16 protein-coding genes and 1 pseudogene are annotated in these 16197 nt (G+C 42.1%); all 17 read left to right on the forward strand.

Annotated features, from left to right (window positions below):
* Positions 1-2: 2 nt before the first annotated feature.
* Positions 3-188, forward strand: a pseudogene (locus tag L950_RS37255) (DUF4974 domain-containing protein); the annotation flags it as partial.
* Positions 189-395: 207 nt separating this feature from the next.
* On the forward strand, positions 396-2003 hold the full coding sequence (locus L950_RS32780) for a TonB-dependent receptor (protein WP_231577075.1): 1608 nt from the start codon (positions 396-398) through the stop codon (positions 2001-2003).
* Positions 2004-2022: 19 nt separating this feature from the next.
* On the forward strand, positions 2023-3873 hold the full coding sequence (locus tag L950_RS32785; RefSeq protein ID WP_231577077.1) for a TonB-dependent receptor domain-containing protein: 1851 nt from the start codon (positions 2023-2025) through the stop codon (positions 3871-3873).
* 2 nt (positions 3874-3875) lie between these two features.
* Positions 3876-4895, forward strand: a complete 1020-nt coding sequence (locus tag L950_RS29970) for a hypothetical protein (protein ID WP_021191564.1) — start codon at positions 3876-3878, stop codon at positions 4893-4895.
* The gene (locus tag L950_RS10485) at positions 4799-5671 is read left to right on the forward strand and encodes a DUF4397 domain-containing protein (protein ID WP_197086378.1); all 873 of its coding nucleotides are present in this window, start codon (positions 4799-4801) and stop codon (positions 5669-5671) included. The genes L950_RS29970 and L950_RS10485 overlap by 97 nt, the downstream gene beginning before the upstream one ends.
* Positions 5672-5794: 123 nt before the next feature.
* On the forward strand, positions 5795-6925 hold the full coding sequence (locus L950_RS10490; RefSeq protein WP_021191566.1) for a hypothetical protein: 1131 nt from the start codon (positions 5795-5797) through the stop codon (positions 6923-6925).
* Between the two features lie 23 nt (positions 6926-6948).
* On the forward strand, positions 6949-7461 hold the full coding sequence (locus L950_RS10495; protein ID WP_021191567.1) for a fasciclin domain-containing protein: 513 nt from the start codon (positions 6949-6951) through the stop codon (positions 7459-7461).
* Positions 7458-8036, forward strand: coding sequence for a fasciclin domain-containing protein (locus tag L950_RS10500; protein WP_021191568.1), 579 nt, complete (start codon positions 7458-7460; stop codon positions 8034-8036). The genes L950_RS10495 and L950_RS10500 overlap by 4 nt, the downstream gene beginning before the upstream one ends.
* Positions 8037-8145: 109 nt before the next feature.
* On the forward strand, positions 8146-8595 hold the full coding sequence (locus L950_RS10505) for a fasciclin domain-containing protein (RefSeq protein ID WP_021191569.1): 450 nt from the start codon (positions 8146-8148) through the stop codon (positions 8593-8595).
* A gap of 23 nt (positions 8596-8618) precedes the next feature.
* A complete protein-coding gene (locus L950_RS10510) occupies positions 8619-9134 on the forward strand; it encodes a hypothetical protein (RefSeq protein WP_156169651.1) in 516 nt (171 codons plus the stop codon).
* On the forward strand, positions 9092-9403 hold the full coding sequence (locus tag L950_RS28575) for a hypothetical protein (RefSeq protein ID WP_156169652.1): 312 nt from the start codon (positions 9092-9094) through the stop codon (positions 9401-9403). The genes L950_RS10510 and L950_RS28575 overlap by 43 nt, the downstream gene beginning before the upstream one ends.
* Positions 9404-9509: 106 nt before the next feature.
* Positions 9510-10508 (forward strand): fasciclin domain-containing protein, encoded by a 999-nt coding sequence (locus tag L950_RS10520; RefSeq protein WP_084825423.1) that lies wholly within the window; start codon positions 9510-9512, stop codon positions 10506-10508.
* A gap of 30 nt (positions 10509-10538) precedes the next feature.
* Positions 10539-12914 (forward strand): TonB-dependent receptor domain-containing protein, encoded by a 2376-nt coding sequence (locus L950_RS10525; protein WP_231577079.1) that lies wholly within the window; start codon positions 10539-10541, stop codon positions 12912-12914.
* Positions 12872-13852, forward strand: coding sequence for a hypothetical protein (locus L950_RS32790; RefSeq protein ID WP_231577080.1), 981 nt, complete (start codon positions 12872-12874; stop codon positions 13850-13852). Before L950_RS10525 ends, L950_RS32790 begins: the two co-directional genes overlap by 43 nt.
* 121 nt (positions 13853-13973) lie before the next feature.
* Entirely contained in the window at positions 13974-14183 is a 210-nt protein-coding gene (locus tag L950_RS10530; protein WP_156169653.1) for a hypothetical protein, read from the forward strand.
* Positions 14184-14200: 17 nt separating this feature from the next.
* A complete protein-coding gene (locus L950_RS10535; protein WP_156169654.1) occupies positions 14201-14713 on the forward strand; it encodes an IPT/TIG domain-containing protein in 513 nt (170 codons plus the stop codon).
* Complete coding sequence (locus tag L950_RS10540; RefSeq protein WP_021191575.1) at positions 14704-16140, forward strand: IPT/TIG domain-containing protein; 1437 nt, start codon at positions 14704-14706, stop codon at positions 16138-16140. The genes L950_RS10535 and L950_RS10540 overlap by 10 nt, the downstream gene beginning before the upstream one ends.
* Positions 16141-16197 lie beyond the last annotated feature (57 nt).

Below are 16197 nucleotides of genomic sequence, written 5' to 3' on the forward strand. Positions count from 1 at the left end.
CCAGTATCCTGCGCAAAGTTTCGCGCTGGTACGATGTGGATATCGTATGTCCACCACATTTAGGAAAACTCAAATTTGATGGCATCGTTTCGCGTTCTCAGCCCTTAACTGCTATTATGGATATGGTTGAAATAACGGGAAAAGCAAAATTGAAATTGATAGAAAGGAGGATTATTGTGACCGATTAATACCTCTATAATACCTGATCGGCTTTTAAAAAAGGCCAAAGGTGCTCGTAACACCTCTGGCTAGTGCGTTAAGCTGATCGATAACGTTGTGCGAACAAAATCATCAATTAATATTAACGACAACAAATATATAAAATATTCATTTGCATTGGGTAAACACCCGTCATGAATCTGCTATATAGTCTTGTTAAAGGACAATAAATACATATGAATTTTTATCAATGCATGCGTGTTATGAAAATCACCATGATGTTAATGACTTGCTTGTTGGTTCAGGTCAGTGCGTCTACTTTTGGACAACGCATTACACTGAATAAGCAAAATAGCAACATACCATCCATATTACAGGAATTCAGAAAACAAAGTCAGTACGACTTTTTTTATGATACTGAATTATTTAAAAATACCAAACCGATCCATATTAACCTGAAGGATGCTTCCATTGAACAGGCATTAATGGCTTGTTTTTCCGACCTACCTTTTCGATATGTGATTAAAAATAAATTAGTAGTGGTGACCGATGCTCCAGAAAATGCTGGAAGCAAATCCAAACCCGAACAACAGCAATTTACGATGACCGGACGGGTGCAAGATGTGAATAATAAAGCGGCTCTTGCTGGGGTCACCATTCGGGTCAAGGGTCTTTCATTGGGTGCGACTACCGATGCCTCGGGCAATTTTACAATCATCGTTCCCAAAAGCACACAGGTGTTTGTATTCACCTTATTGGGATACCAATCCCGAGAAGTATCGATTAACGCCGCCGAACGTAATATCCTGATTCAACTGCGTTCTGCCTCAACAGCATTAGATGAAGTTGAAGTGAGGGTACAGGCGCGACGTAAAGCAAATACCGAAGTTGCCGTTTTGGAAGAGCGTAAACGAGCATCTATTGTTCAGGATGCTATTTCAGCTGAATTGATACAGCGTACGGGAAGTATTACAACCACTCAAGCTTTACAACGGGTCACCGGAGTAACCGTTACTGACGATAAATATGTTGCGGTACGCGGTCTTGGTGACCGATCGGTGATTGGACAGCTAAACGGAGTACGTCTAGCATCATCGGATCCTGACCGTAGTTCTATCCCTTTAGATTTGGTACCTGCTTCCTTATTGGATAACATCACCATTTATAAAACGGTGACACCTGATAAACCGGCAGATGCGGCTTCGGGGATTGTAGAACTGAAAACAAAGTCTGTCCCCGATCGGATGACTTTCGAAGTCATAGCACAGACCGGATTAAATTCAAATATTGGAATGGGAGGGAAGTACAATAGTTTCTGGAATAGTGAGATGGGCTTTTTAGGCACAAAAATCAATAAGAAAAATCTGTCGACTGATTTCTTACATCTAGCGAAAGAATATCCCGCAGGTTTATCATCGATCCATAATTTGATTGCCAATAGTAATTATAGCAACGATGCTTATCAGGAGGTCGGACGGATTAACGGCATTATGCAGGGCTTTGATCCTGTGATGACCAGTACCTATAAAAAAGCGCCATTGAACCAGTTGTATTCCGCCACCTTTGGAAACAGTTATGACCTGTTTAATAAGAGACATAAGCTAGGGGTCATTTTAGGAGGTAATTATTATAGAAGAACAACCGATATCAGTGGCGGTGACTTGACACAATATAGTATCTATCAAGGAGTCGTAACCGGTAATCCGGACGTGTACAGTGTTCGTAATATTCCAAATTATATTACACCTAATAGTCTGTACATGGGCAAATATCAGACTTATAAGGAAAATACCGGAACCGAAACATTGAATTATGGAACGCTGGTGGGACTGACTACCGATTAATCCACAGCATGAAATCAGTATGCAGTACCTCGGGAGCTGGGGCGGTGAAACAAAATCTACTCACCTAAATGGTCGATACGAATACACGGGTTTGCCAGGAGAGGTGAGAAGTACAACCTATTCGCTTAAACAGACGTTCAGAAACTTGAATACCTTCAATTTACAAGGAGAACACAAATTTTTAAAAGGTGATCTTTCTCCTCGTCTAAGTTACAATGTGGCCAGTTCAAAATCCAAACAGAATGATCCTGATTTTCGTTTCGCGAGTTTAGCAGACTATATCCCGCGTGGAGGAGGCTATTATAGCAGACCGGTCGTCGGCGCAAATAATGGTGAAACAGAAGAGGTGTATACTCAACATCTGTATGCCTTGACTTCAGGTTATGTCAATGGATTTGGCACCTATGGTATTATGCAGGCGGAGCCGAATGGCCGGAGATGGCGAAATCTGACAGAACAGAATTACAATTACAAAGCTGATATCAGCATTCCTTTCCGCTTATTAGGTCAGAAGCAAGAGTTCAAAACAGGGGTAAACTATTTGTTTCGGGATCGGGATTTTACAGAAAACCAGTTGTTCTTACCAGGATCGAATTTTACCAGAAATAAAGCATTACCGCTCTATGACGTTGAAGGTAATCTGAATCGTCTGGTCAGTAATGAAATCATTGGAGTGAAAATACCAGCAGCTGGTCAGGGTGAAGGAATGATGCCTATCGGCGGATTTTTATATAACAGTCAGAAATCGCCGAACAATTATACCGGTTATTTTGAAACCAATGCCCTATACGGTATGCTTGATCTAAAATTGACCGATCGTTTCCGTATGGCAGGGGGTGTTCGATTTGAAATGACCAATATTGGCTCTACAGTCGATACAGCTGGCGTGTTTTTGGATCCTTCATTGACAACAGGCGCTAATGGAGAAGCTCCAATACCGCTTAACCCGATTGATCCAAATTCGGTTTATAAAACTGGTTATAAGCCTTTTTACTCTTTGAATGCAACCTTTACCCTAAACGATAATATGAATTTCAGGGGCGCTGTCAATACGACCTTGGCAAGGCCGGAGCTTCGGGAAATAACCAATGTATTTGAATTTGATGCTTTTCAAATGGGATTGGTCGTTGGAAATCCAAATCTGAAAAATCAATATACTCAAAATGCAGATTTTAGATGGGAATGGTTTCCGGCAAAAGGCGAGGTTATAGCCGTTTCGGCTTTTGGTAAGCGTATCGAAAACCAGTTGGTCAAGGTGTTTAATCTGGAAACTCAGGGATTGGCAGCTACTTACCCAGAATTTCCGACCATACAATTCCAGAATGATGTGAATGTAGGTAAAGTATGGGGTGTCGAGTTTGAAGTGGTTAAAAACTTGGGAACGTTGATCGATCCTTTACGCAATTTCTTCTTAGGCTCCAACCTCATGCTTGCTCAAAGTGAGATCCAAAAATCAGCAGCGCGCTATGAAGCTAATCGCTCGTTGGATCGACATTCACCAAAAAATAGCCCCCTGTTTGAACAAGCTCCCTATTCGATCAACGCTTGGTTAAATTATGATAATGATCAATCAGGAACAGATCTAACGATGACCTTTAATATGGTCGGCGAACGCTTGGTCCAGATCAATCTAACGGGTGAGCCAGATCTATATACACAGCCAGTGCCTTATCTGGACTTTGTATTTAGTCAACGGATCAATAAAAGAATTCAATTTAAGGGCTTTGCCAAAAATATCATGAATCCAGCGATTAAAACGGTGTATGCTAATCCGCAAACGGGAGGAAAATGGTACGGCAACGAGTACATCAACCGTAGTTATAAACGCGGTGCGGAAATCATGGTAGGCTTTACATATAATTTATTGTAGTCATGCGATATCAAAAATTAGACTTTAAACAGTACAAACGCGATCATACGCAACAAGCTTATTGGTTTCGCCTAGTGGATAACCACCTCATGTATGTGGCCATTTTATTTTTCACATTCGTGTTCACGGCCTGTCAGAAAGAAAAAATGGATATGGGTGTTGACAATCGGGCGGTAACGGAAAACCGTGAACGATCAAATGTGCGGATTATAAATATGGCTGGATTTAATCAGGTTATTTCAGGTAAAGATAGTTTAACCAATTTTATCGTACGTCGTCCAGACGCTCCAGATACTGATCGCTATCCGGGTACATCCTATTTTCCTGTAGACGGACGATTGGGTAAAAGCTGGGTAATTCCACAGGATCTCTTTAACCAACAGGATCAAGTAAAGCTTACGTTGGGGATACGTCATTATCAGGGGGCTTTAGATCGGGACATTACTTTTCAGGCTGCCAACGATTACCGTAAACCGATGGATTATTTCTTGATGCCTACGTTATTTATGGATGGACAACCGGATATAGTAGCGGTGCCACGTGCGGTTTCCGCTCCTTCAAAACCGGATCATTTTAAAATCCGAGTCGTCAATCTGGGTGGTCCTATCAAACATCAGACCATGGGCCTTTTGGGTATGCAGGAAGATATTACGGGGGCCGTATCTCTAGCGTATGCCGATGGTACATTGGTCAGTACACAAACCAATAATATACAGACAAATGCAGTAGCTTCTGATTATATTGAACTGCCTTATGGTACCTATCAGTTAGGTTATTGCTCCAAGACGGAAGGCAGATTCCAGCTTTGGGAGCAGATACTTACGCATACACTGTCCTTCATCCGTCGACATCCACGATCGCTATCGATCATTCGAGCAATAGCAATTTGCATTACGCTCCCGTCACGACCTATCAACCCGGTGGCGTGTATACCTTGTTGGTTGCTCCCGGAGAATTTAATTACTACGTCGATGAAATCGGAAATACCTCTTCCTATTATCAGAATGCTTTTCAGGTATTGACCGATGTAGCAGCTCCTGCCAACCGGACCTATTCCCGTATTCAAGCAGCTAATGCGCGAGCAGGTCAACCGGTCAATTTTCGGGTTGATGGTAAACCACTAGCCGATGCTTTGGCTTTTGGTCAGGCCAGTAATTATCTCAATATGATTCAGGGAACACATAGGATAGAAGCATTGGATGCATCAGGCAAAGTATTGGCTTCTTTGGAGCAGGCGATGCAACCGGCACAAAATTATACCATTTGGCTTTATCCCCAACAAGATGGTAAACCTCAACTGCTATTAGTAGCCAATGACTTAAGTGGTTCGGTCTATACAGGAGCTCAGGATGATGCCAGTTTTGCCCGTTTACAATATCAGTTTTATTTCCCAAAACGCTTTTTAAACTTATCCATTGGAAATCCATATGTGACGTTTACCGTGGGCAATGGACAGTCTCCTGCCACGTCTTTCGATAATCGGGACGCGGTAGAAAATCTACAACCTGGAATTCCGAAGATGGAAAGACCATATATCGGATATCGAACACTCTATAATCCTTTTGAATTTATGGTCTATCGTTCTACACCTGATGTCGTTCCGGGTATTTGGGCAAGCGATATCAGCGTGTTGACACACGAAGCTTTTATCGCCAATAAAAAACTTTACGAGAAATCAGGACGCCCCGAACCCATACAGGAAGCAGGCGTATATACGGTTGCTCTTATTGGCAAGAGTGCAAAAGATGCTACTGCGACCGATAAAGCAAGAATGATTTTAGTTAAACATACCCGATAATGGAAGGCATAAGTATTCTTGTCTGACCATGATTTAAAAAAATATTGATATGAAAAATCAACGATTAACGATTTACTTAGCACTATGCTGCTCTGTGTTTCCCTATTTACAAGTTGTAATAAGGTGGAATATACAGCCATCGCCGAACCTGCCTATCTACGGGTGTTCAACAACCTCAATTATGTTCAGACCTTAGGCAGTAAAGATGATAAAGTGCCCTATTTCTGTATGTTGATCAATCCTACCTTTGGTGTAGGAGGAGCAATAACAGGAGCCGAGATTGTAGGTGACTTTCTGGATAAAAGGGCAGCTTATGCACCCCCTTATCCCTCACATATCGGAAATAGTACCACAGTGGATAATCCAGAATATCCAGGTAAAGAAAATGTACTGGTAGGCCCTATCTTAAACGGATTTGATTTAAGCAGCTGGGCTCAAGTTCCGTCGGGAGACCTGCGCATTATTTTCGCCTATCGACCAAAGAACAGCATTCCTTTTTTGGAATTAGAAAGTCACCTGAAGACGGATGTTTTAATCGATACGGTGATCCATCTAGCAAGTAAAGAGGTGTATACCCTGCATCTGCTGCAAAAAGATTTTGTGACCAAAACGCATGGATTGCTCTTGCGTCAGGAGAATTTTCATAAACTGCCACTTTCTGATTCCTTGGTCTATGTCAATTTTTACAACATGAGTGCAACAGGCTTCTTAGAGGCCGATCTGACGTTGAAAGATGATGATTACTTATTGCGGAGTTTTAAAAATGGGATCAAAGACGAGATGAATATCTTTCTTTCGCTGTATGAAAGTCAAGAAAAACCTTTTGTTCAAGCACAGACAGTACCTGGTTATAAAGGTAAATTTTTAACGCGATTGACCCGTAATAATACCAACGCTGCGGTCAGTCCTTATGTGAGTTTTCCGCTGTGGGCAAGTAGTAAAAGTAACGGTATCCAGACTGATATCTGGCAACGGTTTGATTTCTTTATCCCAGGTATGGATATTACCAATAATCCTTTTTTCTCCGGTGATATCGCTACCGGAGGCAATTGGGCATCCGTGAACTGCCTGAAGAATGGCAAAGTATCATTAGAAGGATCTGATAATGGAACGCAGTTGCCGAACCTCTTGGTCAATGTGCATTCCGGCACCCATAATCCACAAACTTTTGCAACAGTCAACACATTAGAAGTGGTCAATGGCCGGATTTACCTGACCACCATTCAACGCAAATATGCACCACCAGTTTATTAACAGTTAGCTAGGAGATTTTAAATATGAACTATAAGATAATCGATAAGAGATGGTATCCAGTAAGGCAGTACGTATTATTTATGCTTTCGTTTTTCCTTTTCTCTTGTGAACATCCCGATTTAACGGTGGTCGTACCCAACGAGAACTTACGTCCAGCATCGGATTTTATCAAAAATAATTATGAAATGACCTTATTCAGTGCTGCGCTGGAAAAAGTGGGATTGGCATCAACATTAAATGAAAAGGGACCTTATACCGTTTTGGTGCCTACAGATGCCGCATTTAATGAATTAGGCATATTTAGACCTTCAGATTTTGATAAGATGAATCTGGACAGTTTAAAAAAAGTGATCCAATACCATATTCTTCCTCGCCGTATGCTCTTGCGGGATATCCCATCAAATGGGGTAGATGTGCGCTATGCCACGCTAGCCGGTTCGGAGTTATATGCTTCGCTAGGTTCGGTGGGACCAAATGGTGGTACGCCTACAAATGAGCTTTTTTCAGTGGAGCAAAGGCGTCTAGAAAAGATGTGATTTTAGCCAATGGCGTTTTGTATGTTTTGGATAAAATGATGAAACCACAATTTGATACCTCTATTCAGGCTTGGTTGGCAGCACGTCCTACCTACCGTGTTTTTGTAAGTGGGTTGAAGAAATTTGGTTTATGGGATCAACTGGCAACGAATGGGCCCTTCACCATCTTTGCGCCGACCAATGAAGCATTGGAAGAAGTGGGTATTACCGAAGAAACATTACAGACATTAAGCCCAGAAAAATATCGTGCTGATGTGCTGTTTGGATCTTACCTCATCTATGACAAACACTTTTTTGTATCCGATGCTAAAGTCATGGGGATCATTGCGACTACTGGGGGCTATACCTATCAGTTAAAGAACAATCTGCATGAGATGAGTTTTGCTGCCGGAGAGGAGTACCCCAGTTTTATATTAAGTTACTACCTCAGATTACGTGCAGACCGTACCGTCACAGCACCCATAATTGCTCAAGTATCGTATGGAATCAGGGCAAAGATGGACTATCTGTGTCGTAATGGTGTGATACATGATCTTAATCAAGGATTGGTAAGACCTGAACAGGCTATTAAATAATATCACAAATTATGCTGATGAAAATGCAACAAATCAATACAATATATAGGCTGGCCTTTATGGGCTTGCTCATGACGCTGTTATTTGCCGCCTGTAAAAAACAGAGTTTATGCCTGCAGCGGAAGGCGAGCAGGTCCCGTATAAACCTGATGCGACCGAGAGTGTTACCGAAATATTAGGTAAAAATCCGGATGCGACATTATTTTATACGGCTTGGAAAAAGAGCAGCATGGAGCAGAAAATCAAGGAAAAAGGAGGGAATACAACCTATACCTTGTTGGTTCCCAACAATGCGGCGATGATCGCATCGGGACTGACCGAAGCAAAGATTGCACAAATGCCACGGGCAGATGTAGACAGCCTCCTGTTATTTTATACGGTTTTGGGTATGATATCCCATGATGAACTTCGAGATAATAGTTTACCTGTAAAAAGTATGCTGATGAATCCGGGTTTACGAGTTCCTTTTTATGAAGGTGGAGTGGGATCAGGTCTTGGCCAACGATATGATCCTACTATTACAAACATTATCTGGCTATACGCGATGAACAATTGCTGATCAATGGAAAGAAAACCGGTAAAATGAAGTATCAACCGGCACGTAATGGTGCACTTTATTTTTTGGAGCAAACCGTTACCAAACCGACAAAAACTGTTTTGGAAGCCTTGGAGCAGGATGGGCGTTTTACCATGTTTCTCGAATTGCAACGCCTTTCTGATGATGCTTTCGTGGAAGTGATGGTGACTCAAATGGAGCCTTTATTTGGCTATAAAATGTCACCTGAAGAATATTGGCAGAATTTTCCTGATGCGCGGGAGCCTTATACAAAAAAATGGCTAATTGGACCAACACCTAATCCCGATTATGCTGATCCCAACATCACCATTTCGACTTGGTTTGCTCCGACAGATGCCGCCTTTAAGCATGCTGGATTTAATTCTGTAGCAGAAATGCTTCAATTCAATGAGACTCGTGGTCATGTGTTTTTTGATGAAGGAACGTTTCAACCGACTGGTGGCTATCCTTTGGATAGTATCGTTAACTATCATCGGGATTGGGGACGTTTTTTGCGATCCAGGATCCTAGTTATGGGTTAGCCTATCCCAATAGTACGGTATTTTTTAGTAATGATCTGACTGCAGACTTCTTACAGGATTATTACGTCAATATCGGTGGAAATGCGCAGGTGCAGTATGCCTATAAAAATCCTTTCGCTTTTACAGCATCCAATGGAAAGCTATCCATGACCATAAAAGAAAGTGGCGGTACACCTGTACAGATCATCGAAACAGATATCAATACCCTCAATGGACCGATACATGTTGCTGACAATCTGCTGTTGCCTAAGGGATTTAAATTAAAGTAGACGCTTAAATCGTATGGAAACTGAAAAATAACAAGATATCGATACGATTTCAGGTGAACGCTGAATAACAAAACGAGCTGGTAAGCTCATGATTAATAAACGATAGATGAAACTACAGCTAAGATATTATAAGCAATTGGGGATATTGCTTTTTGCAACTTTCATGGTTACCTCATGTAAAAAGGACGAGGTACTGAATAGTCATGACAATAATAGGGTCAATTTGGTCATAGCCGACAACTTTAATCTGTCTAGTTTTAGTGCTGTTTTACGTAAAAGCGGCATGGATAAAGTTTTACAGGACGGAGAAGGGCCCTATACCTTATTGGCACCTTCCGATGCGGCTTTTTCAGCAGCAGGTTATGGCGATGCGGTATCAGTTTTGGCGGGAAATACGAAAGTGATCAGCAGAATTGCTCATTATCATATGTTGGATGGTAAATATGAGTTAAATAAACTTCCTTTTTTGTTTAATCAGGAATTACGCACGCGCGGAGGAAAAATGTATGCGACCCATTGGTTAAAGGGAGGGGATACGGTATTGACGCTCAACGGCTCACGTGTACTGGCTCAAAACATCGCCGCATCCAATGGACTGATTCAGGTCTTAGATCGGGTGCTGACGCCCTATGTGCACGATTTGATTGGAAATGCTATTGCTGCTGACCCCAGTATCACCTTGTTTGCACAAGCCTTAAAGACTTCGGGAGTTCTACAGACCATAAGTGATGCGGGTCCATATACCGTATTTGCTCCTAATAATGCAGCGATGCAAGCTTTAGGGTATAGTACGGTACAGCAGATTCTGTTGGCAGATCCGGTCAAACTCCGAAGTTTTTTGCTCTACCATATTGTGAAGGATAGACGTTTTGTATACGACTATATTCTGAGTACGGGTGCTTCAAATAAGGCGCAACAGGGCATGATGGACGGTAATAGCATCACCATCTCACTGGTATCAAATCCAAATGCTCCTAATTCTTTTCAAGGGATCAGCTTACGTGGAATAGGGAATACTTCAGAGATTAAATTACTGAAACAAGATATGTTAAGTGGAAATGGGGTATTACATGTGATCGATGGCGGTTTACGGATTACCCAATAATCAAACTAGGATTAGCTAAAAGAAATTAAAATGAATATTTATATCAATAGGAAGCCCAGATCAGGTCTATTTTCAGGGAAAGATATGCTTTGGAGGATACACATACAAGTTGCCTTATGGTGTCTCGTCTTTTTTATGAGCACCTCTGGTTTTGCACAGGAAACATCTGGTGCTTTAACAGGGCGTGTGCAACATGTCGATGGGCATGCTGTTGCAGGCGCTTCAATTCTGGCTGTACATACCCCATCGGGGACACGCTATTCGCTCGCTACCGATAAAGATGGGCGCTATACCTTAAACAATCTGCGTATTGGTGGACCCTATACGGTGACCGTGAGTATGGTCGGTATGCAAAGTGATACACGTACGGATATTCAAATCCGTCTTGGTGCGGCACAGGAACTCAATTTACAAGTGCGGGAAGGTAGTCAAGCTTTGGCCGAAGTTGCTGTAACTGGACGTTCGCAGAGACAACGTGTGGATACGTATGGCGCAGGGCGCAATATCAGTGCTGAGCAAGTGCGCAATATGCCTACGGTGAGTCGTTCGATTACAGATGTGACCCGCCTGACACCACAAGGAAGTCGAGACAATAGTTTCGGAGGAACTAATTTCAGGTATAATAACGTCACTGTAGATGGGGCCGTCAATAACGATGCGATCGGTTTTTCACCCTCTTTGGGTGGACAGACGGGGACTTCAGGAATGGCTGGAAGCAGTACGCGTACCAACCCGATCTCCATGGATGCCATACAGGACATGCAGGTCTATCTGGCACCCTACGATGTTAAAATCGGAAATTTTACGGGAGGTTCGGTCAATGCCGTAACTCGAAGCGGTACCAATAAAATCGAAGGCTCAGTCTATGGATATGGACGCAATGCTGCTTTAACGGGTAAAGACCGTGTGGGAAGTCTCGGTAAAATGGATCATGATTTTTATGACTACCAGTCCGGATTTAGAATTGGTTTTCCAATTATAAAAGATAAACTTTTCTTCTTTAGTAATGAAGAGATCACCCGTCGTCAAGATCCTACACAACTGTATGCAGGTACTACCGAGACAGCCCATATTCTGAGTGAGGATGATGTCAAATCGATTGCTACAGCAGTGGGTAGCCGCTATGGAGATGTATTTGATGCAGGTACAGCCGGTAAGTACACAAACTGGTCAAAATCCACTAAGTTTTTTAACCGTATCGACTGGAATATCAATGATAGACATCAATTAGCCATTCGTAATAACACGATTTTTAGCAGTGCCACTCACATGGACCGGGATCAACAGGATTTCCGCTTTTCGAGTATGGCGTTTAAGCAAACGAATAATCAAAGCAGTACAGTAGCTGAATTGAAAAGCCGCTTTAGCAATAATCTTTCTGCTAATGCAGTACTGGGGTTTACCGTAGTAAACGATAGACGGGATCCGTTGAGCGACCCTACTCTTCCACAGGTTCAGATTCAGGGACGTACTCCAGGTACGACAATTTACCTGGGAACTGACCGTGAAGCCAGTATTTTTGATATGCAACAGCGGACATGGGAACTAACGGCAAATCTGAACTGGAACCTTGGCCGGCATAAACTCCTTTTTGGTACGCATAACGAGCTTTACCGTATTCGCTATGGTTTTGTGAATGCTTGGAATGGACGTGTAGACTATAATAGTATTGACGATTTTTTAAATAATAATCCTTATCGCGTACGTGGTAGTTACAACTACAAGAACAATACGCGGGATTATATTCTAGGTAATCCTGCCGCAGATTTTGGAATCAATATGTACAGTCTTTATGTACAGGATGAGATCAGAGTAAGTGATCATTTTCGTGTTACACCGGGTTTACGTGCCGATTTTACGCAGTTGCCCGATATGCCTGTGCTTAGTGATAAGGTTCGTCATATACAGTCCGATCCGTACTTTGGTACAACTTATAATTATACGCCTTTGTCTCGGATTTCAAATGATTTTCTTAATCGCGTACAGCTTTCACCCCGTGTGGGATTCCGTTGGGAAGTGCTGGAAGATCAAAGTTTAGTATTACGCGGTGGAGCAGGACTTTTTACAGGACGTATTCCCTTTGCATGGTTGGCATATGCTTATTATAATACAGGGGACAGCTATGGTGCTTTTGATCAGCGTGCAGATCAGAAACCTTTTGCTCCGGGAAGTGATGCGATTAAACCCAGCCGCAATGGATTGGCCGATTTTATTGCCGCAAATGGAGCTGTAGTAAATGATCCGAAGAGTGGTAAAACGCAGGTTGATCTGGTTGATAATGGCTTTACAATGCCTCAGGTACTGCGTGGTAGTCTGGGTATTGACTATGAAACAGCGAACAACTGGAAGTTACAGTCGAAGGTTTGTATACCAAAAATATCAGCGATGTGCTCTTTCAACAGTTGAATGTCCATGATAATCCACTTTATTATGGTTATGATATTCATCAACAGCAACCGGTGTATCAGGGTGCGGTTGATGATCGTTTCTCGAATATTTATGTATTGAGCAATACCGATCAGGGCTACCGTTATAACATCACGGGGACAATCAGCAAGCGAATGAAGAATTTTAATGGAACAGCGAGTTATACGTACGGAGAATCAAAGGATTTGAGCAACGGGGTGCGTAATTCTATGGAATCAAATTGGCAACTGAACCAATCGCTTATACCAAACAATCCAAAGTTAGCCTATAGTAATTTTGATATCCGCCACCGCATCGTTTCCAGTATCAGTTACGATCATTATTGGCGAACGGCTGGAAAAACAAACATCACCTTGTTTATCAGTGCACAATCGGGCTCTCCCTTTACTTATGGCATAGTAAACAACAGTATTCAAGGATTACCACAACAGGTGAGTTTAGTCTATGTACCAAATCCGGAGGAAGCAATCCGTTATTTTAAAGATATTCCTAGTGGAAACACGGCGGTACAACAAGCTGAAGCATTTAACAAGTACATCGATGGCAATGCTTATCTCAGCAGCAGAAGAGGAGATTTTACGGAACGTAATAGGGGACGTACACCTTGGAATGTGCAAGCGGATCTCCGCATTGCGCATGATTTGCCTGTGAGCACTAAAAAAGGACAGTTTATTACGATTTCTGCCGATGTGGTCAATGTGACAAACCTGCTGTACAAAAAGTGGGGAGTACAGTATTTTTCTCCTAATACATTCAATTCGACAAGTAGCGTGGGTTTGACACCGACCTTGTTTCCACCACAGCAAAATAATGGAAACTGGCCCGTATTTACGTTCAATGAACCTGGACAAACCTATAGTATTGATTATTTCAATTCAAGAGCACAGATTCAATTAGGGGTTCGGTATACATTTTAGGTTCTTGCAGTTTATGGGATTTTAACTCCTAATGACGGTAATGACCTGAACGGTGAGGAGGATAATAATGAAAAAAGATAGTATATGGATATTCCATATGATTAAATAAAAAATGAAAGTCATGAAAATATGGACAAAATATAGCCTCGGTATCATCCTTTTTATTTTGATACTTGCAGGTTTTGCAGGTTGTGAAAAGAAGGAAGGTATACTTCCTGAGACAGCAGTGAAAATAACGCAGTATTATCCAAATTCAGGAAAAGAGGGGACGCTTGTCACCATCGCAGGAGAGGGATTTGTACAACACTTGAAGCGTATAAAGCAACAGTAAATGGTAAAGATGCCACTGTGATCAGTGCGACTGCAACAGCTATAGTGGTTCGTATGCCCACAGGTGGGAATACAGGTAAATTGGTGTTGAGCTATAATAACCAGATCATGGATGTAGGTACATATACCTATCAAGATTTAAGTGTTCGGCAAGTATTTCCTGCAAATGGTCCTGCTGGTTCTCAAATACGCATTGGAGGTACTGGATTTGGAAGTGTCAGTAATCCGGCGGAAGTCTTTATTAATGAAAAAAAAGCTTTGGTCGTCAGCATTAGTGATACGCTGATCGTAGCAGAAGTGCCCAATGAGGCTGGTTCTGGATCTGTAATTGTTAAGGTGGATGGGATGAATGCAAAAGGGCAAACCTTCACTTATCAGGCAATAAAGGGTATCAAACCTTTGACAGGAGGGAAAGATACACGTGTAGTGATCTCAGGAGAAGGTTTTGAGCAACTGACTACCAATAATATTGTTGAATTTAATGGTAAGAAAGCTCTTGTCGTTGAATCTACCCAGAGCGTTTGGTCGTAAAGGTTCCAGATGGAGTAACAACAGGTCCTTTATCGGTTAATATCAATAACCAAAAAACAATAGGTCCATCTTTTACCGTTGTGGATAAACCTGTTATTCAAACTGTAACACCGCTAAGTGGTCCAAAGGGGGCACAAATGACGATTAGTGGATCTTTATTTAGTAAAGAGTTGGATGAAAACCAAGTATATATCAACAATATATTGATACCGTTGACCTCAGCTAATGAAACGGAACTGAAACTAACCGTTCCAGGAGGTACTGGGTCAGGCGTTATCCGTGTTGTGGTGAACGATCAGGTGAGTAATGGTCCACAGTTTAAAGATCAAAATCTGGGGATTACTGCGATGACACCAGACAACGGATTGACTGGTACCAGTGTGACGATTAGAGGCACAGGTTTTAGCACAACAGCATCTGAAAATAAAGTGTATTTCAATGGCGTATCAGCGCTGGTAAAAACAGCGACGGAGAATAGTTTAGTACTTGAAGCACCTCTAGGATTAAGCACTGGAAATGTGAAAGTGGTTGTTGGCGGGCAGGAAGCCCTCGCTCCGCAATTGTTTAAACGAGCAGGTGTGATGACTTTGGCGGGTGGACCTAACAGTAATACTTTTGCAGGATATATGTCTGCCATTGCTACCGACCAGCAGGGCAATATCTATGTAACCGATACAAATAATAAACAGGTGAAAAAAATAACGCCTTCGGGAGCTGTTTCAATTTTGCAGGTCAATGGAGCCGATGCGGTTTTTGTCAAACCTTATGGCATCGTCATCGATAAGCAGAATACCATGTATGTGAGTGATCAGGGAACCAATCAGGTGATCAAGATTACATCAGCTGGTCAACGTTCGGTCCACACTTCGGGATTTGCACCCGGGCATATGAGTATTGACGATGCTGGAAATCTGTATGTCAATATCAATGGATTTGCTGCAGGAGTCAATAAGGTCAATCCAACAGGAAATTATAGTAAACTTAATGGCACAGGTTGGGTGACAACCCGCACCGTGGTGGATGCTTTAGGAAATTTCTACTACCCAGATCAAAATGCCATCAGTGGGAATGGTTTGATGCGTAGGGGAGCTGATGGTATAACGATGAATGCATGGATCGGTTTTTCAGAGGCAGGCTATGCGGATGGTATTGGAAGTGCTGCACGCTTTCAGGGGATTAGTAGTATTGTCCTTTTTGGAGGTAATACCATGTACGCTACGGATAACTTTAATTATGCATTACGAGAAATTGATGTAGCAACTCGAAAGGTATCCACTATTTTCAAGGCGAACAACCGTGGATATATAGATGGATCTTTAGTAGAGTCACGCTTTGGAGCTTTGGCCGATATGGCGGTAGACAAGAATGGTAATATTTATATCTTGGATCCGGACAATAAAGCAATCCGGAAGGTTTTCTTGAAATAGGAGCGAAATTATAATTAATATTAAAAGGTAATACAATCTAAGAAAGTGAACGTACGT

Source organism: Sphingobacterium sp. IITKGP-BTPF85, from assembly GCF_001006065.1.
In the GTDB taxonomy this organism is placed as follows: Bacteria; Bacteroidota; Bacteroidia; order Sphingobacteriales; family Sphingobacteriaceae; genus Sphingobacterium; species Sphingobacterium anhuiense.

Excerpts from the sequence above, each read along its gene's own strand:
- L950_RS32780 (WP_231577075.1), top strand. The coding sequence starts at position 396 with ATGAATTTTTATCAATGCATGCGTGTTATGAAAATCACCATGATGTTA.
- L950_RS32785 (WP_231577077.1), top strand. The coding sequence starts at position 2,023 with ATGCAGTACCTCGGGAGCTGGGGCGGTGAAACAAAATCTACTCACCTA.
- L950_RS29970 (WP_021191564.1), top strand. The coding sequence starts at position 3,876 with ATGCGATATCAAAAATTAGACTTTAAACAGTACAAACGCGATCATACG.
- L950_RS10495 (WP_021191567.1), top strand. The coding sequence starts at position 6,949 with ATGAACTATAAGATAATCGATAAGAGATGGTATCCAGTAAGGCAGTAC.
- L950_RS10505 (WP_021191569.1), top strand. The coding sequence starts at position 8,146 with ATGCCTGCAGCGGAAGGCGAGCAGGTCCCGTATAAACCTGATGCGACC.
- L950_RS10510 (WP_156169651.1), top strand. The coding sequence starts at position 8,619 with ATGAAGTATCAACCGGCACGTAATGGTGCACTTTATTTTTTGGAGCAA.
- L950_RS10520 (WP_084825423.1), top strand. The coding sequence starts at position 9,510 with ATGAAACTACAGCTAAGATATTATAAGCAATTGGGGATATTGCTTTTT.
- L950_RS10525 (WP_231577079.1), top strand. The coding sequence starts at position 10,539 with ATGAATATTTATATCAATAGGAAGCCCAGATCAGGTCTATTTTCAGGG.
- L950_RS10530 (WP_156169653.1), top strand. The coding sequence starts at position 13,974 with ATGAAAATATGGACAAAATATAGCCTCGGTATCATCCTTTTTATTTTG.